The organism is Holophagales bacterium (assembly GCA_016699405.1).
Classification (GTDB): Bacteria; Acidobacteriota; Thermoanaerobaculia; order Multivoradales; family JAGPDF01; genus JAAYLR01.
In genome coordinates this window covers 4,246,124-4,266,059 of the sequence record CP064972.1, presented here as the reverse complement: position 1 = coordinate 4,266,059, position 19,936 = coordinate 4,246,124, and the positions used below count along the sequence as shown (strand labels likewise).

Here is a 19,936-nt window from a genome sequence, read left to right as displayed (position 1 = left end):
GGGTGGGGGAGAAACGCGCGGCTAGCCGCGGGCGAGCGCCAGCATCTCGGCGTAGCCGGCCGCCGAGCGCTCGATCGAGTGCTCGGTCGCGCACCAGGTGCGCGCGTTCTCGCCGATCGCACGCCGTAGCGTTTCGTCGCCGAGGAGCGCCTCGAGGCTGGCGGTGAGCATCGGCTCCTCGAAGCTGTCGGCGGCCACCTTGACGCAGCAGGCGTCGGGGATCTCGGCGAACGGCCCACCGTCGGTGACGACGACCGGTTTGCCGAGGCCGAGGAGGCGGACGAGCGTGGCCGAGGTCTCGCCGCCGCTCGGATGACGCAGGTTGACCGCCACGTCGCACGCCTGCATGAAGAGCAGGAAGCGCTCGAAGTCGAGCCTGCCGGTGACTTCGACGCCCTCGGCGAGCGCGGCAGGCGGCCACTCGGCGCCGGCGAGCTCACCGGACGGCTCGCCGACGAAGATCAACCGCGCTTCGGGGCGCCGCCGGCGCCATTGCCGGAAGGCGCGCAGCAGGGCGAACGGCCGCTTCGCCGTGGAGATCACCCCGAACGCGGCGACGAGCGGAACGTCGGGAGCGAGGGCGAGCCGGCGGCGTGCCTCGCCGCGGTCGGGGAGCCCGGACGGCAGGCTCAGGTGGAGATGCACGGTGGCGACGCGTGCACCTGGCCGTCGGCGCAGCAGCTCCGCGCGCGCGAAGTCGCTGTGCACGATCACGCCGAGGCTGCGGTCGACGAGGCGCTCGAAGAGCGGCCAGCGGTACGGGTCGAGCGGCACGCCCGAGGCGACCGCCTGGCGCGCCGCCTCTTCCCCTGCGGCGCCGCCGGCGTAGGCGACCTCGGCGACGTAGGCCGCGGCGTTGCCGCGATGGAGCGTCGAATCGCGCACCAGGTGGTGCAGCGCGAGCTCGTGGAGCACGACGACGCCGGGAAGGGCGAGGGCGCGGCGCCAGATTCCGGCGTGGAAGCGGCTGTTGTCGCCGAGCTGGTAGAGCGGTAGGTCGACGTCGCCCCGGGCGACCGCCGCGGCGAGGTCGGGCGCGCGGCGACGCGGCCAGGCGGCGAGCTCGGCCGCCGGCCGGAACCCTCGCTCGACGACGAGCTCGACGTCGACGTGCCGGGCAAGCCAAGGCAGCAGCTCGGCGGCGTAGTCGGCGATCCCCGACGGTTGCGGCGGCAGCGGGCTGTCGAGGGCGACACGCATCGAGAGGATCGTCGCGCCGCGGGTCAGGTGCGCTCGCCCAGCTCGGCCGCCGCCCGGGAGACGGCGAGGAGCGTGGCGTCGTCGGCGTCGTCGACTCCGAGGTCGGCGAGCTCGCGTCCGGCGCGGCCGAGGACGCGTCCCCAGAGGTCGGTCGGGGTGACTCCGGGAAGCGCGGCCGTTGCGAGCTCCGGCGCGGGAGGGCGCGGGTCGCGCGCCACCACCGCGAGCAGCTCGGCATAGCCGCGCGCCGAGGCGGCCAGGGCATGGCGCCCGCCGCACCAGCGCCGGGCGTTGTCGCCCATCGTGCGCCGGAGCGGCTCGTCGGTGAGCAGAGCGAGGAGCACCGCGGCGAGCGTCTCCGCTTCGGTGATGTCGAGCGGGACCTTGGCGCAGCAGTCGTCGGGGATCTCGGCGAACGACCCGGCCTCGGTGACGACGACCGGCTGTCCCATGCCGAGCAGCCGGACGAGCGTCCCCGAGGTCTCGCCGGCGACCGGGAATCGCAGGTTCACCGCGACGTCGACCGCTCGCATGTGGAGGAGGAAGCGGTCGAGCTCCTGGCGGCCGGCGACGATGACACCGGGTTCGGCGAAGAGCTCGGCGGCGCCGTGGAAGTGCGGCGAGACCTCGCCGACGACCAGCAGCCGCGCCGCGGGCAGCCGCTCGCGCACCGCGCGCAGGGCCTGCAGGAGGACATGCGGTCGCTTGACCGGCGTCATCAGGCCGAAGGCGCCGACGAGCGGCACGTCGAGCTCGAGTCCGAGCGCCTGCCGCGCCTCGGCGCGCGACATCGCGGCCGCCGCGGGGAGACTCAGGTGATGGGGCACCACGGCGATCCGCGCGTGCGGGCGACTGCGCAAGACGCGGTCGCGAGCGAAGCGGCTGTGGACGAGCACGGCCAGGCTGCGATCGACGACACGCTCGAAGAGCGGCCAGCGGAAGGGGTCGAGCGCGGCGCCGGTCTCTCGGGCCCGCCGCGCGGCACGTCCGCCTGCCGGGCCGTAGGCGCGGAGGAGCTCGCGGTCGAGCAGCTGCGGGTCGCCGGCGTCCTGCGCCATGCCGCGCACCAGATGGTGCAGCACGAAGTCGTGGAGCACGACGACTCCCGGTGCGGCGAGGGCAGTCCGCCAGATGCCGGTGTGGAACTCGGCGTTGTTGCCGAGGTGGTAGAGCGCCAGGTCGACCTCGCCCCGGGAGAGTGCGGCCGGGAGCTCGGCGGCGGCGCGTCGCCGCCAGCGGTCGAGCTCGGCGGCGGGCGTCCACCCGGGCTCGACGACGAACTCGAGCTCGTGATGCTCGGCGAGCGCCGGCATCAGCTCGGCGGTGTAGTCGGCGATGCCCGAGCGCTGCGGCGGCAGCGGGCTGTAGACCGCGACTCTCACGCGTCGTCGAGCAGCGCCGCGACCACGCGGTCCCAGGAGATGTCGCGCACCGTCTCGGCACCCGCCGCGCCGAGCCGCTCGGCGAGGGCGCGGTCGCGGTAGAGCCGGTCGAGCCGCTCGGCGAGGTCGTCGATCGCGCCGCTCGAGCTCGGAGGGGCGCAGACGTAGCCGTTCTCGCCGTCGCGCACGAACTCGAGCACGCCGCCGGAATCGGCACAGGTGACGACCGGCCGCCGGGCGCGGAAGGCCTCGACGGTGACCAGGCCGTAGTCCTCGTCGAGCGGAGCGTAGAAGACGGCGAGGGCGCCGGCGTAGAGCTCGATCATCCGCTCGTCGGCGAGCCAGCCGGGGAGCTCGACGCGGTCGGCGACGCCGAGCCGCGCGGCGAGCGCGGCGAGGGCGTCGCGCTGCGGTCCGCGCCCGCCGATGACGCAGCGCACCGGCTCCTTCGTTCGCGCCAGCGCCCGGATGAGCAGGTCGAAGCGCTTCAGCGCGTCGAGTCGGCCGACGGTGAAGACCGTGTCGCCGTAGGCGCCGGCGCGCAGCCGCGTGTCGAGCGCCGGCGGCGGGTAGAGCGCCTTGGCCGGCAGGTCGTTGAAGCGTTGCAGGCGGTCGCGTGTGTTGCCGGAGATCGTGTAGATCGCTCGGGCCTCGCCGAGCGTCCGCCGGTCGATCTCGCGGATCGCCGCCACGAGCGCGGCGTCCTCCGCGTCGCGCTCCGGCCGGTAGTCGCTGTGGTCGCCGCCGAGCAGATCGTAGACCTGCCGCAGTTGATGGACGAGCCAGACGACCTTCCGCGGGTGCCGCACGAGATAGGAGGGGAACTTCGTCGCGATGACGCGGTCGACCGGTCGCCCGCCGGGGGCGGTGAGGTCGACGAGGCGCCAGGCGAGACAGGACTGGAGGAGCCCTTCGCGGGTCGTCGGCCAGGCGAGCGGCAGGCGCACCAGGTCGACCTCGTGGCCGCGTTTGGCGATCTCGTCGCGCAGCGACTCGGCGAGCAGCTCGGCGCCGCCGACCTCGAACGGCAACTGGGCGCCGCAGATGAGGACGCGCTGACTCAAGCGTCGCTCCCCGGTCCGGGCGCCGGGTGGGCCGGTGGCCGCGCCGCGGGCGACTCGCTGGCGATCCCGGCCCGCTCGAGCAGCGCCGCCTGCCGCCGCAGCTCCCCGCGCAGGCGCTCCTCGGAGCGCAACAGCTCCTCGATCAACTGGGCCGCCGTCTGGTTGAACTGGTTCTGCTGCGCGAGCAACGGCCGCACCAGCCACTTCAGGAACAGGTGGAAGGCGGCCTTGCGCGAGAAGACGACGAGTCGTCCGAGCCCCCGCCGCGGCGACACGGGCACCGGCTCACGCACCGTGTCGAGCTCGCGCAGGGCAAGCAGCCGGCTCTGCGCCGCCTCCGAGCCCGGCTCGAGCGTTGCCGCTTCGGCGGCCCGCTGTCGCACGGCCTCGCGCAGGCGCGCGAAGGTGGCGGCGACATCGACGGGCGCCTCGGTGGGACGGTCGCCGGTGGCGACGGATTCGGGGCGGTCTGCCATGCGGGAAGTGTAGCCGTTCGACCCCTGGCGGCGCACGAGGCTGCGGCTGCGGGCACGCATTCCCAGGGTGGCGCTAGGATGGGGAATGGAGGAGCGATGGACTTCGGCGGTTTCCTGAAACGGATCGCGACCCTGAACACTCGGAGTCGTCGCTCGGCAGGGTCGACTTCCTCTACCTCGATGCGGCGACCGCGCGGCAGCTCTTCGACGCGACCCGGGAGCTCGACGGTCCCGGCGGGTGGCGCGTGCGCGTGCCCTCGCCGGAGCACCTGGCGGCGATGAAGGTGGCGGCGATGCCAAGCGATCCGGAGCGCGCCTTCCAGGAGATGGCCGACATCCGTTTCCTGCTGCGGCTTCCGGGGGTGGACCGGGAGCAGGTGCGGCGCTGCTTTGTTCAGCACCATCTCGAGGAGAGGTTCCGTGAGCTCGCCGCGGAGCTCTGAGCCGTTTCTCCTGTTCGGCGTCGTCGCGACGCCGGAGGACGTCCTCGCGCAGCGGCGCATCGCGGCGGCCGGCCGGGCGCGCCCGCTCGTCGACTTCTCGCTCCTCGAGCCGCCCTTCCCGCGCGAGCATCTCCCTCCTCGAAAGACCGCCGAGGGGCGCGAGCCGTTCCGCCTCCCGAGCGCGGGAACGGACGGCGATCGCGACGCCGGAATCACCTGACTTGGCGCCGCCGAGCGAAAGCGGCAGCATCGAACCCGATCGTCTCGGCGGTCATGGCTGAGCGGCTTACCGACGACCTCACGGAGCTTTCGCTCGCCGAAGCGCGGCGGATCGCCCTCGCGGCGCAGGGACTCACCGGGCCGCGACCGAGCGGACCGGTCGACGCGAGCCGCCTGCTCGCCCTCGTCGAGCGTCTGGCCCTGCTGCAACTCGACTTCGTCAACGTCGTCGTGCCGTCGCACTACCTCGTGCCGTGGTCGCGGCTCGGAGACTACGACCGGGGCCTGCTCGACGCCCTCGGTGCCGCGGGGGGAGGGCTCACCGAGCAGTGGGCGCGCGAGGCTTCGCTGGTGCCGATGGATGCCTGGCCGCTGCTCGCGCACCGGCGGGCCGGGCACGAGCCGCGACCCGCGGGCTTCGCCCGTTTTCTCGAGGAGCGGCCCGACTACGTCGAGCTCGTGCGCGCCGCGGTGCGCGAGCGCGGACCGCTCGCGGCGAGCGCGCTGCCGTCGCCGGCGGGCACGCCGCGGCGACTCGACCATGCGTGGTTCGGCAGCGTGCCGCGCGCCGTGCTCGAGGCGCTCTTCGGGCGCGGCGAGTTGGCGATCGCCGGCCGGGGACAGGGCTTCGCGCGCCTCTACGACCTCGCCGAGCGTCTCGTTCCGAGGGAGCATCGCGCACGTGGGATCGCCGTGGAGGAGGCGCAGCGCGAGCTGCTGCGTCGAGCGGCGCGCGCACTCGGGGTGGCCACCGCCGGCGATCTTGCCGATGCCCTGCGCCTGAGCGTCGGCGAGACGAGGCCGCGGCTCGCCGAGCTCGTCGCGCAGGGCGGCCTGCGCCCCGTCCGCGTCGCCGGCTGGCGGGAGATCGCCTACCTCCACCCCGGCGCCGCCGCGCATCCGGGTCGCCTGGCCGCGCTGCTCTCGCCGTTCGATCCGCTCGTCGCCTGCCGGGCGCGGGCGCTACGCCTCTTCGACTTCGACTATCGCTTCGAGATCTTCGTCCCGGCGTCCGAGCGCCGCTGGGGTGCCTACGTGCTGCCCTTCCTGCTCGGCGAGCGGCTGGTCGCCCGGGTCGACCTGAAGGCGGAGCGCGAGGCGGGACGGCTCGCGGTGCTCGGGGCGTGGGCCGAGGCGGAGACGGACCCCGACGAGATCGCCGGCCCCCTGGCCGCCGAGCTGCGGGCCCTGGCGGCCTGGCTCGGCCTCGCCGCGGTGCGTATCGGCCGGCGCGGCAACCTGGCGAGGGCGCTCCGTCCGGCCCGGACGGCCAGGCCCTGACGTCCGGACCCCGAGGCTCAGGCCGACTCGGCGATCCAGTCGTCGGCGAGCCGGAGGATGCAGCGCACGGCCGTGGGGACGGCGTCGGCGACCGGCTCGGAGAGCTCTTCGCCGAAGTCGAAGCGTGCACCGGAGACGGCCACCAGCGCGGCGCGCGGGGCGCGCCCGTGCAACCGCTCGGCCAGGGCGAGCAACGACGGCGGGCTCATCGCGTGCGACAGCCCACCGGCCTCGGCCGCCGGCGCGAGGCGCTCGACGGTGACCGTGCCGGGCTCGCCGCCGTCGCGCGCGTCGACGAAGATCACGCCGCCGAGCCCCTCGAGCTCGGCGACGAGATCGGGGAAGAGCCCGGGAGCGCGGATCACCGCGAGCTCGGGGTCCTCCTGCGCCAGCGCTTCGGCGATCCGCCAGGCGACGGCGTCGTCTTCCCGCACCGGATTGCCGATCGCGACGACCGCCAGCTTCACCGCGAGCGCTCCGCGAGCAGGGTGCCGTCGGGACCGCGCAGCTCGATGCGCAGCGGCAGTCGGCCGACGGCATGGGTGGAGCAGGAGAGGCAGGGGTCGAAGGCGCGGATCCCCGCCTCGACGCGGTTGAACATCCCCTCCGGGATCTCCGTGCCGCGCACGTAGTGGCGGGCGATCTGCAGCACCGCCTGGTTCATCGCCAGGTTGTTCTGCCCCGTCGCGATGAGCAGGTTGGTCCACGTCACCAGGCCGCCCTGCTTGACCTTGTAGTGGTGGAAGAGGGTGCCGCGCGGGGCCTCGCTGACGCCGATCCCCTCGTAGCGGTTGCGCCGGGCGTGGGCGACGACGTCCTGCGCGAGGATCTCCGGATGGGCGAGCAGCTCGGCGACCCGTTCGAGGCAGAAGAGGATCTCGATCAGGCGCGCGTAGTGGTAGTGGAACGACGAGAGGACGGCGCCCCGGCCGAGCTGGCGGAACTCGGCGAGCTCGCGATCGGCCTCCGGCGTGCCGCAGTGCGAGGCGACGTTCAGGCGAGCGAGCGGGCCGACGCGGTACATGCCGCCCGGGTAGCCGTGCGGCTTGAAGTAGGGGAACTTCAGGTACGACCAGGGCTCGACCGCTTCGCCGAGGATCTCCTGGTAGCGCACGGTCGGGTGCTGGTCGACGACGACGGCGCCGGTGGCGTCGACGACGCGCAGCTTGCCGTCGTAGTGCTCGAGCCCGCCGTCCGGCGTCACCAGGCCGAGGAAGAGCGACGGGAAGTTGCCGAACAGGCGCGCTTCGTCGTGATGGCGGTCGAGCTCGCGCTTGAACCAGCCGAGCGTCGAGCGGACGGTGGCCATCGCCTCGTCCCAGCCGGCGAGCATCGCCTCGCGCCGACGTGCGTCGAGCGGGGAGTCGACGCCGCCCGGCACCACCCAGCTCGAGTGGATGCGCTGGCCGCAGAGCGCCGCGACGATCTCCTGCCCGTACTGGCGCAGGCGGATCCCCTGGCGGGCGATCTCGGGGCGCGCCGCGATCAGGCCGAAGAGGTTGCGCTCGGCCGGCGGGGCGTCGAAGCCGAGCAGCAGGTCGGGCCCGGAGAGGTGGAAGAAGGAGAGGGCGTGCGACTGGATGATCTGGCCGTAGTTGAGCAGGCGGCGCAGGCGCACCGCCGCCTCGGGGATCTCGACGGCCAGCAGCTCGTCGCCGGCCTTGGCCGAGGAGAGCATGTGCGAGACCGGGCAGATGCCGCAGATGCGCGAGGTGATGCCCGGCATCTCGCGGAAGGAGCGGCCTTCGCAGAACTTCTCGAAGCCGCGGAACTCGGTGACGTGGAAGAGGGCCTGCGCGACCTCGTTCTGGTCGTCGAGCAGCAACGAGATCTTGGCGTGGCCCTCGACGCGCGTGACGGGGTCGATGACGATGCGTTGGGCCATGGGGTCATCCGTACTTGAGCTGCCCGGCGAGGTCAGGAGTCCGCCCGGCCAGCAGCTCGGAGATCACGAAGTAGATGAGGTCGGCCGACGGCGGACAGCCCGGCAGGTGGGCGTCGACCGGGACGATCTCGTGCAGCGGCACGACGCGGTCGAGCAGGCGAGGGACGATCCCCGGCTCGGCCGGCCGGCGCGGATTCATGTCGGCGTTCTCGAGGTAGGCGCGCACCAGGGCGACGTCGGCTTTGCCGAGCGGGTTGCGCATCGCCGTGACGTTGCCGGTGACGGCGCAGTCGCCGAACGCCACCAGCACCTTCGTGCGCTGGCGGATCAACTGGATCTGGTGCAGGTGCTCTTCATTGGCGATCGCGCCCTCGACGAGCGTGGCGTCGACCGAGTCGGGGAACTGCTTGACGTCGAGGAGCGGGCCGTAGACGAGCTCCATCTTGTCGGCGAGCTCGATCAGCCGCTCGTCGAGGTCGAGCAGCGACATGTGGCAACCGGAGCAGCCGCCGAGCCAGACGGTGGCGACGCGCGGGCGTCCGGGGGTTAGCGGATCCATTGCCTCTTCTCCCGGGCGGTCTTGAGGTAGACGAGGAAGTCGCGGTTCTTCACCATCGCGGCGTGCGGGCGGACCTTCTCGAAGAGCGCGCCGGTGGGGCAGACCTGGATGCACTTGCCGCAGCTGGTGCAGGTCTGCGAGTCGCCCCAGGGGGCCGCGAGGTCGGTGATCACGTGGGTGTCGCGGCCGCGACCGGCGAGGTCCCAGGTGTGGGCGCCCTCGATCTCGTCGCAGACGCGCACGCAGCGCGTGCAGAGGATGCAGCGGTTGTGGTCGACGGCGAAGCGGCTGTGCGACGGGTCGATGGCGAGGGCCGGCGACTGGTAGGGGAAGCGGACGTGGTCCATTCCCACCTGGTAGCCGAGCTGTTGCAGGTCGCAGTGGCCGTTGACGACGCAGATCGAACAGACGTGATTGCGCTCGGCGAAGATCAGCTCGACGAGCATGCGGCGGTAGTCGACGAGGCGGGGCGAGTCGGTGGTCACCACCATCCCCTCCTCGACGCGGGTCATGCAGGCCGGCTGGAGCTTGCCCGAGCCGCCGACCTCGACGAGGCAGAGGCGGCAGGCGCCGACCTCGGTCAGCCCTTCGAGATGGCAGAGGCGCGGCAGCTGAACGCCGTTCTCGTCACAGACGTCGAGGACCGTCTGGTCCTCGCCGGCGCTGACCAGCTTGCCGTTGAGAGTGAGAGTCTTGACGCTCACGGTCGATTCCCTTCTAGCGCCCGATGGCGCAGACCCCGGCCGGGCAGCGCTTCTCGACGATGTGGGCGAGGTACTCGTCGCGGAAGTAGCGCAAGGTCGACAGCACCGGGTTCGGCGCCGAGGCGCCGAGCCCGCAGAGGCTGGTGTCCTTGACCAGGGTGCAGAGCTGCTCGAGCAGCTCGAGGTCGTGCGGTCCCGCCTCGCCGCGGGTGATCTTGTCGAGCAGGCCGTGCATCTGCACCGTGCCGGTGCGGCAGGGGATGCACTTGCCGCACGACTCCTCGCGACAGAAGTCCATGAAGTACTTGGCGACCTCGACCATGCACGAGCTCTCGTCCATGACGATGAGGCCGCCCGATCCCATGATCGAGCCGACGCCGGCGAGCGACTCGTAGTCGACCGGCAGGTCGAGGAACTCGGCCGGGATGCAGCCGCCCGACGGCCCGCCGGTCTGTGCCGCCTTGAACGCCTTGCCGTTCGGGATGCCGCCACCGATCTCGAAGATGATCTCGCGCAGCGTGATGCCCATCGGCACTTCGATGAGGCCGGTGCGGTTGATCGTCCCGGCGAGGGCGAAGACCTTGGTGCCCTTGCTCTTCGGCGTGCCGATTCCGGCATACCAGGCGCCGCCGCGCTGGACGATCTCGGCGATCGAGGCGAAGGTCTCGACGTTGTTGATCAGCGTCGGCTGACCCCAGAGCCCCGACTGCGCCGGGTACGGCGGGCGCGGGCGCGGCGTGCCGCGACCGCCCTCGATCGAGGCGATCAGCGCCGTCTCCTCGCCGCAGACGAACGCCCCGGCGCCGATGCGCAGGTCGACGCGGAAGGAGAAGCCGGTGTCGAAGACCCGGCCGCCGAGGAACTCGAGGCGCTCGGCCTGCTTGATCGCCGTGCGCAGCCGCTGGATGGCGAGCGGGTACTCGCCGCGCACGTAGATGTAGCCCTGGTCGGCGCCCACGGCGAAGGCGGCGATCGCCATCCCTTCGAGCACGCGATGCGGGTCGCCCTCGAGCACGCTGCGGTCCATGAACGCCCCGGGGTCGCCCTCGTCGGCGTTGCAGATGACGAACTTGCGCTGTCCTTTCGCCTTGAAGACGGTGCTCCACTTCAGGCCGGTCGGGTAGCCGCCGCCGCCGCGCCCGCGCAGGCCCGAGGCCGTGACCTCCTGGATCACCTCGAGCGGCGTCATCTCGGTGACCGCCTTCTGCAACGCCTCGTAGGCACCGTCGGCGACGCAGCTCTCGATGCGTTCCGGGTCGCGCCGGCCGGAGCCGGCGAGCACGATGCGCTGCTGCTTGGCGAAGAAGGGGTCGGCATCGACGAGCTGCTCGGTGACCGGCCGGTGGCGTGCCAGATGCTCGGCGGTGATGCGTCTCGCCGCGTCGGCGTCCACCTTCTGGTAGAGGTGGCGGGTCCCCGCCTCCTCGACCTGCATCAGCGGTCCGGCGTCGCAGAGGCCGAGGCAGCCGGTGGAGTAGACCTGCACCTCGCCCGCCAGCTTGTGGACGTCGAGCTCCTTGACCAGCGCCTCGCGGGCCGCCTGGGCGCCGGAAGAGAGGCAGCTCGCGGCGCCGCAGAGGCCGACGCGGCAACGCCGCGCCCCCTGGGCGGCGAGCTCCTTGTCCTGGATCTCCTTACGCGCTTCGCTGCTCATGACGATCCGTCCAGGAGCTCAAGCGGCCGAGCACCTGCTCGGGGCCGATCTTGCCCGCCATCTCGCCGTCGAACACCACGGCGGGAGCGAGGCCGCAGGCGCCGATGCAGCGCGCGGTGACGAGCGAGAGCCTGCCGTCGGCGGTGGTCTCGCCGGCCTTGATGCCGTGCGACCGTTCGATGGCGGCGAGGATCTGCCCGGCGCCCTTGACGTAGCAGGCCGTCCCCAGGCAGACGACGCAGGCGTGCTCGCCCGGCGGCTTGAGCTGGAAGAAGTTGTAGAAGGTCGCGACGCCGAAGACGCGGGCCAACGGCACCTTCAGGGCGCGACCGACATAGATGAGGACGTCGTTGTCGAGATAGCCGAACAGCTCCTGTGCCGCATGCAGCAGCTCGATCAAGGCGTCCTGGCGGAACTGGTGACGTTTGATGGCGACGTCGAGCAGTTTGAACCGCTTGTCGCCGCTGGGATGGGATGAAGGGGGGACTTCGGTGCTCATGCGGTTTCGATGGTACGCCCCGGCCCGGCGGCCCACCCCCACCCTGCCGGGTGGCGGTGCCGCTCCGTTCGGGTGTCGCCTTTTCGTCCGATGCGCCGGGAATCGCGACGCGACGCGTGCGCAGGGTGCGGCGTCGCGCCGGCTCCGGCGCGGGTGCGATACGCTCGCCCACCGAGGATCGCATCGCCATGGAACCGCAGACCATCTCTTTCGACGCCTTCTGGAACTGGATCGTCGGACACCCCAACTGCATCGTCCGTGCGGGGACGCCGGAAGCGGTGCTCTTCGACGACGACGACCTGCACTGGCAGTTCGAGAGCGAGGCCATCGACCGCTACGTCGTGCACTTGATCCGTGGCAAGCACCTCGTCGGCGAGCTCGCCGTCGAACCCGAGTCGGTCGCCTACGTCGAAGCCAGCGCCGGCGAGGCCGAGGGGGAGTTCGTCTTCGACCTGATCTCCGAGGCCGAAGACGAGCGGATCGTCGCCTGGTTCTTCGTCCTCACCCACGGCTACGAGCACGAGGACACCCACCCGCAAGCGCGCGTGCACTGAGCGCCTCCTGCCGTCCCTCGGCGCGGTCGCGAGGGATCCGCAGCGAGGTCGGCCGGAGCTCCCCAGGTTCGGCGGGCCACCCGCCCACCCAGCCCCTCGCTCTCGCTCGGGACGACGGTGGGGGGCGGCGTCGTCGCGGCGATGGGGAGTGGAGCGGTCTCGGCGGAGCGCGGTACGATCGAGTGCAGGGGGTCGACGATGAAATCGACCAAGCTCTGTCCGAAGGTGATCCTCGAAGGCACGCGGCTCACGCTCAAGACCGAGATCGCCTTCACCCTGAACGAGCACCCGCGCTTCGTCGGGGCGCGGCGCTATCGCTACCACTCGCCGGTCGTCTCGGCCGAGTGGTGCGGTTTCACCCCGTTCCCCTGGGGCCGTGGGCTGACCAACTACGCGCCGGAGGAGGAGGGGCGGGCGATGGAGACGTTCGCCACCTGGGCCCGTCTCTTCGAGCTGCTTCCGTACTACTCGTGGATCGTCGACCGCTTCCACCTCTCGGCGCGCGCCTTCCAGATCCAGGCCGGACGCGACGCCGACCTCGGATGGCTCGACGAGCGGCTCGCCGCGCTCGGCTTCCATCTCGTCGTCTGCACGCGTGACGAGTCGAGCTTCGCGGCGGCGCGCGAGGAGCGCTTGAAGGTCTCCGGCAACCCGTCGCAGTACGACGACCTCTCGCGCTTCGTGCGCGAGCAGGAGCTGCTGCGTCGCCTCGCCCGCGAATCACGGCTGCCGCGGCTCGAGCTCGACGTCTCGGACTCCGACGTGGCCGCCGCGGCGGACCGCGTCGTCGACTGGATGAGCGCCTCCGGCGGCCTCTGGCCCGATCTGCCCTGAAGCCCGAGTCGACGACCGGCCATGCGATGTCGCGGACCCGGAGTGGGACGAACGAACGCGAGGACACGGTGAAGCTCCTGCTCGCCTCGCCTCGCCCTGCTCGGCGTGCTGCCGCTCGGCGCCACGGCCGGCAGCTCGCTGTCGTTCGAGGGCAACGGCGTCGGGCAGATCGACCGGGTCAAGATCCTCGTTGACGACCCGGCGACCGCGCTGCCCGGACCCCCTGTCGACGTGGGCGCGACCGACTTCACGCTCGAGATCTGGCTGCGCGGGCGCGCCGCCGAGAACCCGGCCGCGGCCGTCGTCTGCGGCGACAACGACAACTGGATCGTCGGCCACGTCGTGCTCGACCGGGACCGCTTCAGCGCCCGCCCGAAGTTCGGTCTCTCGATCGCCGGCGGCAAGCTGGTCTTCGGTATCCCCGGTGCCGACGGGTTCGACAAGCGCACCTTCTGCAGCACCTCGACGGTGCTCGACAGCCACTGGCATCACGTCGCGGTCACCCGGAGGCGCAGCGACGGTTTCGTCCGGCTCTTCGTCGACGGCGCCCTCCAGGCTTCGGGCGACGGCCCCGATGGGGACCTCTCCTACGCCGACGACGACCTGCCCTCGGCACCGGGCGAGCCCTGGTGCCCCGTCGGCGTTCCCGGCGTCTGCGAGGAGAGCGATCCCTTCCTGGGGCTCGGCGCCGAGAAGCACGATGCGGGGGCGACCTTCCCGTCGTTCGCCGGGCGGATCGACGAGGTACGGCTCTCGACGGCCGAGCGCTACACGGTGCCGTTCGCTCGTCCCGCCGCTCCGTTCGTCGCCGACGGTGCGACGGCCGCGCTCTCCACGCTCGACGAGGGGTCCGGAGATGTCGTCGGCGACAGCTCGGGTGCGGTCGGCGGCCCCAGCCCGGGCGTGCTCGCCTTCGGCGGCTCGCCGCGCCACTCGGACCCTCTCTTTCGTGAATCACGCCGTCGCCTCGACGAGGCGTGCGGGTCGCGCTAGCGTGACGCCGTCCGCAAGTCGAAACGACGCGAGAGAGCGGGCACGGCGCCGCGGGAGTCGGCGCGCCGCGCCCGGTCTCCGAGGAGGAGCGATGTACGTGGTGCGCGATGTCTTTCGTTGCAAGCCCGGTCAGGCCAAGGAGATCGCCCGTCGCTTTCGCGCCGCTTTCGAGGCGCTCGAGGCGGCGGGAGAGCCGGGGAGCGGCCGCATTCTCGTCGATGCGGTTGCCGACTACTGGACGGTGGTACTGGAGAGCGAGGTGGCCGACCTCGCCGAGTTCGAGCGCCACATGGCGGCGTGGGGCAAGGTGCCGGCGGTGGCGGAGATCATGCGCGGCTACATGGACCTCGTCGACGGCGGCCGGCGCGAGATCTTCCGCGTCGTCGCCTAGCGCAACGTGACCTCGGGAGGGCGGCGCCGCTCGGGCGGTCGTCGCCTTCGCCCGCGAGGTGAAGCCATGCCCGTCCGAACGGTCCTCCACTCCGTCGTCGCCGCCGGCCTGCTGTCGCTCGTTGCGCCGGCCGCGAGCCCGGCGAGCGCTCCGCCTTCGCCGAGTGCGTCGGCGGCCTGGCAGGAGCGCGCCGACTGGGCGCCGTTCTTCGCGCCGGTCGGTGGGCGCGGCACGATCGTCGTCCTCGACGAGCGCACCGGCGCGCGGCTGGTCTTCAACGAGGAGCGAGCGCGCCGGCGCCTGCTGCCGGCATCGACCTTCAAGATCCCGCACGCCCTCATCGCGCTCGACGCCGGGGTGGTGCGCGACGAGTTCGAGGTTTTCCGCTGGGACGGTACGCCGCAGCCGATCGAGTCGTGGAACCGCGACCAGGACCTGCGCTCGTCGATGCGCAACTCGACGGTCTGGGTCTACCAGCGCTTCGCCCGGGCGATCGGCGAGGCCGGCGAGCGCGCGGCGCTCGAGCGGCTCGGCTACGGCAACGCCGACGTCTCCGGCGGCGTCGACCGCTTCTGGCTCGACGGCGGTCTGCGCATCTCGGCGCACGAGCAGGTCGAGTTCCTGCGTCGCCTCTACCGCAACGAGCTGCCGTTCAAGGTCGAGCACCAGCGGCTGGTCAAGGACGTGATGATCGTCGAGGCCGGACGCGACTGGATCCTGCGCGCCAAGACCGGCTGGGCCGCCCGCCTCGAGACGCAGCACGGCTGGTGGGTCGGCTGGGTCGAGCGCGGTGCCCCGAACGCCGGCGCGGTCTTCTTCGCGCTCAACATCGACATGCCGCACGGTGCCGACGATGCCCCGCGGCGCGAGGCGATCGCCCGCGCCGTGCTGCGTTCGCTCGGCGCGCTGCCGGCGGAGTAGGGAGGCACCATGGAGGCGATCGACCTCGCCGCGAAGCTCGCGACGTTCTCCGGACACTGGCAGCCGCGCGTCGTCGGGCAGTTCAACGGCCACGACCTGCTCGTCGCCAAGGTCCAGGGCGAGTTCGTCTGGCATCGCCACGAAGAGACCGACGACTTCTTCCTCGTGCTCGCCGGGCGCCTCACCCTGCGCCTGCGCGACGGCGAGGTGAGCCTCGGCCCCGGAGAGATCTTCGTCGTGCCGCGCGGTGTCGAGCACTGTCCGTTCGCCGAGGAGGAGACGCACCTCCTGCTCATCGAACGCGCCGGCACGCCGAACACGGGCGACCCGGCGACCGCCGCGCCCCGGCGGGAGATCTGACGCGCCCGCCGCTCGCCTCGCGCTGCCCGCCATCGATCCACCGAGCCTCCGACTCGACGACCCGACGAAAGGAGTCGCCATGCCGCCTCAGACGATCCGCCTCCACCGCGTGCTCAAGGCCCCGCCGGCGCGCGTCTACCGCGCCTTCCTCGACCCCGACGCGATGGCGAAGTGGCTGCCCCCGCACGGCTTCACCGGCAAGGTGCACGCCATCGACGCGGTGGTCGGCGGCGCCTACCGGATGTCGTTCACCAACTTCTCGACCGGACATTCCCACCACTTCGGGGGCCGCTACCTCGAGCTCGTCGAGGGCGAGCGCCTCCGTTACACCGACGCCTTCGACGACCCCGCGCTGCCCGGCGAGATGCTCACCACCGTGACCCTGCGCGCCGTCTTCTGCGGCACCGAGCTCACCGTCGTCCAGGAAGGCGTGCCCGAGATGATCCCCGCCGAAGCCTGTTACCTCGGTTGGCAGGAGTCGCTTTCCATGCTCGCCCAGCTCGTCGAGCCGGAGATCCCGGACCAGGGCTGAGGTGAGGCGGCAAGGGGAGAGGCCGCGAGGCGGATCGATTCACACCGGGCGCGCTTCTCGCCGCGCGGGGATTACTTGCCGAAGATCTGGACGATGTTCCCGTCCGGGTCGAGCAGGCCGAAGGTGCGGAGGCTTGACCCCTCCGGGGTGACGAGAGGGAAGAAGAGGGTCAGTTGCCGCGACTGCGCCGTGGCGTAGAGCGCATCGAGGTCCGCGACGACGAAGCCGATCTTCAGGATGCCGTGAAGCTCGTGGGCTTCAGCGTCGAGCCCCCAGCCCTGGCGGGACTTCGCGGTGGGGAATTCGAGGAGCTCGAGCCGAGCGCCGTCGCGCGACAGCAGCATCGCCTTCGGCCCTCCCGAGGCCGGCCGCCGGTCGATCTCCACGCTGAAGCCGAGGAGCTGTGTGTACCAGGCGGCGAGGCGATCGACGTCGCTCACCGACAGGGCCGCGAACGACGCGGTGACGAGCGGTGGAAGTGCGCGGCTCGTGAGCTGGTTCAGCCCCACCATCGCCGCCTTCTCGAAGCGTGGCGAGCCGATGCGCTGTGCGGTCTCGATCGCCTCCTCGTAGAGCGCCCGCGCCTGAAGGTCCTGGCCCTGCTCGGCAAGGACGTCGGCGAGTGCCGTGAGGGCAGGAGCGATGACGAGGGCAGCGCCAGCCGCGCGCCGCAAGGCGAGCGAGCGTTCGAAGCCGCGGCGAGCCGCGGTGAGGTCTCCGCGGTCCGCCGCGAGCCCGGCGAGGTGGCGCTCGGCGAACGACGCCTCGTAGAGGCATTCTGCCGACGTCGCGACGGCCAACGCCTCCTCGTAGTGCGCACGCGCCTGCGCGAGGTCGCTCGTCGTCGCTGGGTTGCGATGCTCGTGAACCAGGCCGAGGTGGAAGAGCGTCTCGGCAGTGTCGCATGCTCTTCCCGTGGCGCGGCGGGTGGCGAGCGCGCTCTCGAGGAGGGCGCGCGCCTCCGCCGCGTCGGAGCTCGGCTTGCCGCGCGAGTCGAGCGCCAGGGCGAGGAGGTCCTGCGCCTCGGCGACGAGCCCGCAATCGCCGGATTGCTCGGCGCGACGGAGAGCCGCTCGCAGAGCGTCGACGGCAGCGTCGTACGGCGGACCGACCAGGAAGGCGCGGGTGTAGACGAGCTCGGCCTCGGCGAGCTCGAGGGCCGCTCGATCGCTCGCCGCGAGCTCGCCGTCCCCGGCGAGCCCGCGAGCGATCGTCAGCAATGCCCCCGCCGTCTCCAGATGCCCGGCCCGCACTTCGGACCGCGCCAGCATCACGCTCGTGGAGATCCTGGCGGAGGCGTCCGGTTCCGCCGCTCGGGCACGACCTTCCACCGTGCCGGCGATCGCCCAGGCGACGAGCGTCAGCGTAAGCCGGGTTCGCGAGGCGCGCTGACACGACGAGCTGCGTAGCGGTGATGTTCGCACGGTGACCTCCGGGTTCTCCTTCGATTACGTGGCGGCGCGGCGCGAGGTTCTCGCGAGACGAGGCTCCGGCCACCGCCGAGACCACGCGCAGCGCGATCGCAATGCCCGGGCTGAGCGGCATCGCGCTGTGGCTCGCCGCGGTGGTCCTCCTTGCCAAGGGCTACCGGATCGCCGGCATGCGGCCGATCGACATGCCGTCGAACTGGCTGTCGATCCACCCGAGCCTGCGGTCGAAGGCGGTCGTGGCGATCAGCGACCGCTGCGAGGCGATCACCCGGCGCTTCGCCGCGCGCCTCGCCTCCGGGGGCACCGACTACCGCGCGCTTCTCGACCTCGTCCAGGACCTGCTCATCGCGCCGGTCAGCCTGGCCTACTCCCTCGTCGGCCGCTTCGTCTTCGCCAAGTCGTTCTACGCCAGCGCGGCGTGCAACGCCTGCGGCAGCTGCCAGACGCGCTGCCCGGTGCGGGCGATCGAGACGGTGCGCGGCCGACCGTTCTGGACCTTCCGCTGCGAGAGCTGCATGCGCTGCATGAACGAGTGCCCGGCGCGGGCGATCGAGACCGGACACGGCTACCTCGCCGCGCTGATCTTTCTCGTCGAGGCCTACCTCGCGGACTGGACCTGGACGGCGCTGACGGGAAGGCTCGATCTCGGTACCGGCGGCGCGCTCGTGGGGTGGACCCGTTTCGCCTTCGACAACCTCCTCCTTCTCGCGGCCCTGGCCGTGACCTACCGGTTGATCCACCGCATCGGACGACTCCCCGGGCTTCAGTGGCTCCTCGTTTCGACCTCGCTCACGCGGTACCGGTTCTGGGGTCGCTACCGGCTGACGAAGATCCTGAAGCAGGCGAAGCGGGCGGGGAGCGCGGGGTAGCCCGGAACCGGGCGCACAGCGCCTTCGCATTCATTTCGATCGTCTGGTTGTCGCGGGGAAGCCGTCGAGCCGCGAAATGGCGAGGCTGACGGCGTGGCATGGCGTCAACTCGTGCTATGGTGAGCAACACAAACGGAATGCAACGCGTGTGGAGGCGCCCGAGAGGGCGTCGCCTGGGCACTCGGTCGCCGCAAGAGCGACCGGACCGGCAGGGGAGAGGGTGTCGCCCCGTCGGTCATGCGGAAGCGAAGGACGAGGCGTACCTCTCCGGCCAAGGACCGAAGGGCTCGGCGGGGGGCGACTCGAGTGGGACGCGACGTTGGCCGAGAGACGGTCCGGGTCGCGGCTGGGCGCTTCACCCAACGCAGGCACTCGTGGAGGTAGCGATCGCCCGATGTCATCGCGCCAGGCCCGGCCTGACGATGTGCATGCCCCAGTCGTCGCACCCAGACCTCTCAAGGAGTCGCTCATGCGCCCATGGATGCTCGTTGCCGCTGCCCCCCTGCTCTTCGCTGCTGTTCCCGGGGCCTGTCTGGCCCAGAACCTGTCGATCGAACTGTCGCTGGAGCGCGAGAGCTATCGACAGGCCGACACCGTGCAGATCCGCTACACCGTGACGAACCACGAATCGCGCCCCGTCGCGATCCTGAAGTGGAATACGCCGCTCGAAGGGCTCATCGGGGATCCGTTCATCGTCCTTCTCGACGGCGAGGAGCGGAAGTTCCGCGGCGCGATGGCGTCGCGAACCGACCCGGTCGCTTCGAACTGGGCACTCCTGCCGCCGAACGGCTCCCTCACCGCCAGCATCGACCTGGCGGGGGCATACGACCTGACCGCGGCCGGCGCCTACGAGATCCGGGCACGGCACGGATTTCACCATGTGGCGTTCGACAAGATCCCGAACCTCCGCGTCAAGGCGCTGCAGGGCCGGGAGGTGCGATCCAACACGGTCCGCCTCCGCATGCTCGACCGTCGTGTCGCGCCGGAAGCGGCGCTCACTGGGCCTTCTGGCCAGGGCGCGATCAGCAGCTTCGTCGGCTGCACGGCGCCCCAGCAGACATCGCTGAACACCGCGTTCGGTGCGATGAGCACCAAGGCGGTAACGGTCACCTCGACCGTCGGGGGTTGGACCTGCTCGGACTGGGATCAGAGTGCCGCGGCGAAGACGATGTTCGGAGCGCCCTGCGCCGCCGCAGGCTTGACGAAGGTGCAAGGGGTGACGTCGACGGTGTCCACCCGAGCCGCAGGCACGGTCATCCTGGATTGCTCGGGGACCAACACGTGCTCGGGGCCGACGAGCTTCTGTCAGACCGCAGGGGTCGTCGCCTTCACCTGCCTCGGCGGAGCGAACTCGACCGTCTACGCCTGTCCGCTCGTCTTCTTCAACTATCCGCCGGTCAACCAGTTGGACTCTCAGGAGACGATCCTCTACCACGAGCTGAGTCACTGGGCCATGACCGCGGATACGGTGTACGGCTGCAAGGGCTGCGCCTCGCTGGCGGGGGGCGATCCGACAGCAGCGCAGAACAACGCCTCGAACTACATGTACTTTGCCGCGTTCCTCACCAACGGAGGCGCAGTGTCGTGCGGAGTGGAGCACCTGGCTGGCGCCGCCGCGCTGCTGGGCTTGCTGGTGCTGGTGACCGGCAGGCGGATCGCACGACGGATGCACGCTTCCTGAGTCGG

General features: G+C 71.7%; 23 protein-coding genes. 12 read left to right on the top strand and 11 right to left on the bottom strand.

Annotated features, from left to right (window positions below; genetic code table 11):
- Nucleotides 1-21: 21 nt before the first annotated feature.
- Genes IPJ17_17670 through IPJ17_17655 form a run of 4 tightly spaced genes read right to left on the bottom strand, consistent with a single transcriptional unit; the run spans nucleotide 22 to nucleotide 4,122 of the window.
- Nucleotides 22-1,200, bottom strand: coding sequence for a glycosyltransferase family 4 protein (locus tag IPJ17_17670; GenBank protein ID QQR73292.1), 1,179 nt, complete (start codon nucleotides 1,198-1,200; stop codon nucleotides 22-24).
- Between the two features lie 23 nt (nucleotides 1,201-1,223).
- The gene (locus IPJ17_17665) at nucleotides 1,224-2,582 is read right to left on the bottom strand and encodes a glycosyltransferase family 4 protein (protein ID QQR73291.1); all 1,359 of its coding nucleotides are present in this window, start codon (nucleotides 2,580-2,582) and stop codon (nucleotides 1,224-1,226) included.
- Nucleotides 2,579-3,646 carry a glycosyltransferase family 4 protein gene (locus IPJ17_17660; GenBank protein ID QQR73290.1) on the bottom strand — a complete coding sequence of 356 codons (1,068 nt, stop codon included), beginning with the start codon at nucleotides 3,644-3,646 and terminating at the stop codon, nucleotides 2,579-2,581. Before IPJ17_17660 ends, IPJ17_17665 begins: the two co-directional genes overlap by 4 nt.
- On the bottom strand, nucleotides 3,643-4,122 hold the full coding sequence (locus IPJ17_17655) for a hypothetical protein (GenBank protein ID QQR73289.1): 480 nt from the start codon (nucleotides 4,120-4,122) through the stop codon (nucleotides 3,643-3,645). Before IPJ17_17655 ends, IPJ17_17660 begins: the two co-directional genes overlap by 4 nt.
- 245 nt (nucleotides 4,123-4,367) lie before the next feature.
- Between IPJ17_17655 and IPJ17_17650 the strand changes: the two genes are divergently transcribed.
- From IPJ17_17650 to IPJ17_17640, 3 genes are read left to right on the top strand one after another with little or no spacing between them, the layout of a single operon-like run.
- Nucleotides 4,368-4,565, top strand: coding sequence for a hypothetical protein (locus tag IPJ17_17650; GenBank protein QQR73288.1), 198 nt, complete (start codon nucleotides 4,368-4,370; stop codon nucleotides 4,563-4,565).
- Nucleotides 4,543-4,785, top strand: coding sequence for a hypothetical protein (locus IPJ17_17645; protein ID QQR73287.1), 243 nt, complete (start codon nucleotides 4,543-4,545; stop codon nucleotides 4,783-4,785). Before IPJ17_17650 ends, IPJ17_17645 begins: the two co-directional genes overlap by 23 nt.
- Nucleotides 4,786-4,838: 53 nt before the next feature.
- A complete protein-coding gene (locus tag IPJ17_17640; protein QQR73286.1) occupies nucleotides 4,839-6,065 on the top strand; it encodes a YcaQ family DNA glycosylase in 1,227 nt (408 codons plus the stop codon).
- Nucleotides 6,066-6,082: 17 nt separating this feature from the next.
- Here IPJ17_17640 and IPJ17_17635 read toward each other — a convergent pair whose 3' ends face one another.
- From IPJ17_17635 to hoxE, 6 genes are read right to left on the bottom strand one after another with little or no spacing between them, the layout of a single operon-like run.
- Nucleotides 6,083-6,532, bottom strand: a complete 450-nt coding sequence (locus IPJ17_17635; protein ID QQR73285.1) for a hydrogenase maturation protease — start codon at nucleotides 6,530-6,532, stop codon at nucleotides 6,083-6,085.
- Nucleotides 6,529-7,950 carry a Ni/Fe hydrogenase subunit alpha gene (locus IPJ17_17630; GenBank protein QQR73284.1) on the bottom strand — a complete coding sequence of 474 codons (1,422 nt, stop codon included), beginning with the start codon at nucleotides 7,948-7,950 and terminating at the stop codon, nucleotides 6,529-6,531. The genes IPJ17_17635 and IPJ17_17630 overlap by 4 nt, the downstream gene beginning before the upstream one ends.
- A gap of 4 nt (nucleotides 7,951-7,954) precedes the next feature.
- The gene (locus IPJ17_17625; GenBank protein QQR73283.1) at nucleotides 7,955-8,509 is read right to left on the bottom strand and encodes an oxidoreductase; all 555 of its coding nucleotides are present in this window, start codon (nucleotides 8,507-8,509) and stop codon (nucleotides 7,955-7,957) included.
- Nucleotides 8,497-9,213: a bidirectional hydrogenase complex protein HoxU gene (hoxU, locus tag IPJ17_17620; GenBank protein ID QQR73282.1), complete on the bottom strand. Its 717-nt coding sequence runs from the start codon at nucleotides 9,211-9,213 to the stop codon at nucleotides 8,497-8,499. Before hoxU ends, IPJ17_17625 begins: the two co-directional genes overlap by 13 nt.
- 13 nt (nucleotides 9,214-9,226) lie before the next feature.
- Complete coding sequence (locus IPJ17_17615; protein QQR73281.1) at nucleotides 9,227-10,867, bottom strand: NAD(P)H-dependent oxidoreductase subunit E; 1,641 nt, start codon at nucleotides 10,865-10,867, stop codon at nucleotides 9,227-9,229.
- On the bottom strand, nucleotides 10,848-11,366 hold the full coding sequence (gene hoxE / locus IPJ17_17610; GenBank protein QQR73280.1) for a bidirectional hydrogenase complex protein HoxE: 519 nt from the start codon (nucleotides 11,364-11,366) through the stop codon (nucleotides 10,848-10,850). Before hoxE ends, IPJ17_17615 begins: the two co-directional genes overlap by 20 nt.
- A gap of 188 nt (nucleotides 11,367-11,554) precedes the next feature.
- Here hoxE and IPJ17_17605 point away from each other — a divergent pair, with 188 nt between their 5' ends.
- The 7 genes from IPJ17_17605 to IPJ17_17575 all read left to right on the top strand — a co-directional run bounded on the left by IPJ17_17605 (nucleotide 11,555) and on the right by IPJ17_17575 (nucleotide 15,951).
- Nucleotides 11,555-11,920, top strand: a complete 366-nt coding sequence (locus IPJ17_17605) for a hypothetical protein (GenBank protein ID QQR73279.1) — start codon at nucleotides 11,555-11,557, stop codon at nucleotides 11,918-11,920.
- 198 nt (nucleotides 11,921-12,118) lie between these two features.
- On the top strand, nucleotides 12,119-12,754 hold the full coding sequence (locus tag IPJ17_17600; protein ID QQR73278.1) for a hypothetical protein: 636 nt from the start codon (nucleotides 12,119-12,121) through the stop codon (nucleotides 12,752-12,754).
- Nucleotides 12,755-12,859: 105 nt separating this feature from the next.
- On the top strand, nucleotides 12,860-13,747 hold the full coding sequence (locus tag IPJ17_17595) for a LamG domain-containing protein (protein ID QQR73277.1): 888 nt from the start codon (nucleotides 12,860-12,862) through the stop codon (nucleotides 13,745-13,747).
- Nucleotides 13,748-13,838: 91 nt separating this feature from the next.
- Nucleotides 13,839-14,138, top strand: a complete 300-nt coding sequence (locus tag IPJ17_17590; protein QQR73276.1) for a hypothetical protein — start codon at nucleotides 13,839-13,841, stop codon at nucleotides 14,136-14,138.
- 66 nt (nucleotides 14,139-14,204) lie between these two features.
- Nucleotides 14,205-15,059 carry a class D beta-lactamase gene (gene blaOXA, locus IPJ17_17585; protein ID QQR73275.1) on the top strand — a complete coding sequence of 285 codons (855 nt, stop codon included), beginning with the start codon at nucleotides 14,205-14,207 and terminating at the stop codon, nucleotides 15,057-15,059.
- Between the two features lie 9 nt (nucleotides 15,060-15,068).
- Complete coding sequence (locus IPJ17_17580; protein QQR73274.1) at nucleotides 15,069-15,419, top strand: cupin domain-containing protein; 351 nt, start codon at nucleotides 15,069-15,071, stop codon at nucleotides 15,417-15,419.
- Between the two features lie 79 nt (nucleotides 15,420-15,498).
- Nucleotides 15,499-15,951, top strand: coding sequence for an SRPBCC family protein (locus tag IPJ17_17575; GenBank protein ID QQR73273.1), 453 nt, complete (start codon nucleotides 15,499-15,501; stop codon nucleotides 15,949-15,951).
- 71 nt (nucleotides 15,952-16,022) lie between these two features.
- Here the strand turns inward: IPJ17_17575 and IPJ17_17570 are convergent, their stop codons facing one another.
- Nucleotides 16,023-17,375 (bottom strand): VOC family protein, encoded by a 1,353-nt coding sequence (locus IPJ17_17570; protein ID QQR73272.1) that lies wholly within the window; start codon nucleotides 17,373-17,375, stop codon nucleotides 16,023-16,025.
- A gap of 101 nt (nucleotides 17,376-17,476) precedes the next feature.
- Here IPJ17_17570 and IPJ17_17565 point away from each other — a divergent pair, with 101 nt between their 5' ends.
- Both IPJ17_17565 and IPJ17_17560 read left to right on the top strand, forming a co-directional pair.
- Nucleotides 17,477-18,250 carry an EFR1 family ferrodoxin gene (locus IPJ17_17565; protein QQR73271.1) on the top strand — a complete coding sequence of 258 codons (774 nt, stop codon included), beginning with the start codon at nucleotides 17,477-17,479 and terminating at the stop codon, nucleotides 18,248-18,250.
- 469 nt (nucleotides 18,251-18,719) lie between these two features.
- Nucleotides 18,720-19,931, top strand: coding sequence for a hypothetical protein (locus tag IPJ17_17560; protein ID QQR73270.1), 1,212 nt, complete (start codon nucleotides 18,720-18,722; stop codon nucleotides 19,929-19,931).
- Nucleotides 19,932-19,936 lie beyond the last annotated feature (5 nt).

Bases quoted from the DNA above. Each gene is read 5' to 3' on its own strand.
- IPJ17_17670 (QQR73292.1), bottom strand. From the start codon at position 1,200: ATGCGTGTCGCCCTCGACAGCCCGCTGCCGCCGCAACCGTCGGGGATC.
- IPJ17_17655 (QQR73289.1), bottom strand. From the start codon at position 4,122: ATGGCAGACCGCCCCGAATCCGTCGCCACCGGCGACCGTCCCACCGAG.
- IPJ17_17640 (QQR73286.1), top strand. From the start codon at position 4,839: ATGGCTGAGCGGCTTACCGACGACCTCACGGAGCTTTCGCTCGCCGAA.
- IPJ17_17630 (QQR73284.1), bottom strand. From the start codon at position 7,950: ATGGCCCAACGCATCGTCATCGACCCCGTCACGCGCGTCGAGGGCCAC.
- IPJ17_17625 (QQR73283.1), bottom strand. From the start codon at position 8,509: ATGGATCCGCTAACCCCCGGACGCCCGCGCGTCGCCACCGTCTGGCTC.
- IPJ17_17615 (QQR73281.1), bottom strand. From the start codon at position 10,867: ATGAGCAGCGAAGCGCGTAAGGAGATCCAGGACAAGGAGCTCGCCGCC.
- hoxE (QQR73280.1), bottom strand. From the start codon at position 11,366: ATGAGCACCGAAGTCCCCCCTTCATCCCATCCCAGCGGCGACAAGCGG.
- IPJ17_17605 (QQR73279.1), top strand. From the start codon at position 11,555: ATGGAACCGCAGACCATCTCTTTCGACGCCTTCTGGAACTGGATCGTC.
- IPJ17_17600 (QQR73278.1), top strand. From the start codon at position 12,119: ATGAAATCGACCAAGCTCTGTCCGAAGGTGATCCTCGAAGGCACGCGG.
- IPJ17_17590 (QQR73276.1), top strand. From the start codon at position 13,839: ATGTACGTGGTGCGCGATGTCTTTCGTTGCAAGCCCGGTCAGGCCAAG.
- blaOXA (QQR73275.1), top strand. From the start codon at position 14,205: ATGCCCGTCCGAACGGTCCTCCACTCCGTCGTCGCCGCCGGCCTGCTG.
- IPJ17_17580 (QQR73274.1), top strand. From the start codon at position 15,069: ATGGAGGCGATCGACCTCGCCGCGAAGCTCGCGACGTTCTCCGGACAC.
- IPJ17_17575 (QQR73273.1), top strand. From the start codon at position 15,499: ATGCCGCCTCAGACGATCCGCCTCCACCGCGTGCTCAAGGCCCCGCCG.
- IPJ17_17565 (QQR73271.1), top strand. From the start codon at position 17,477: ATGCCCGGGCTGAGCGGCATCGCGCTGTGGCTCGCCGCGGTGGTCCTC.
- IPJ17_17560 (QQR73270.1), top strand. From the start codon at position 18,720: ATGCGCCCATGGATGCTCGTTGCCGCTGCCCCCCTGCTCTTCGCTGCT.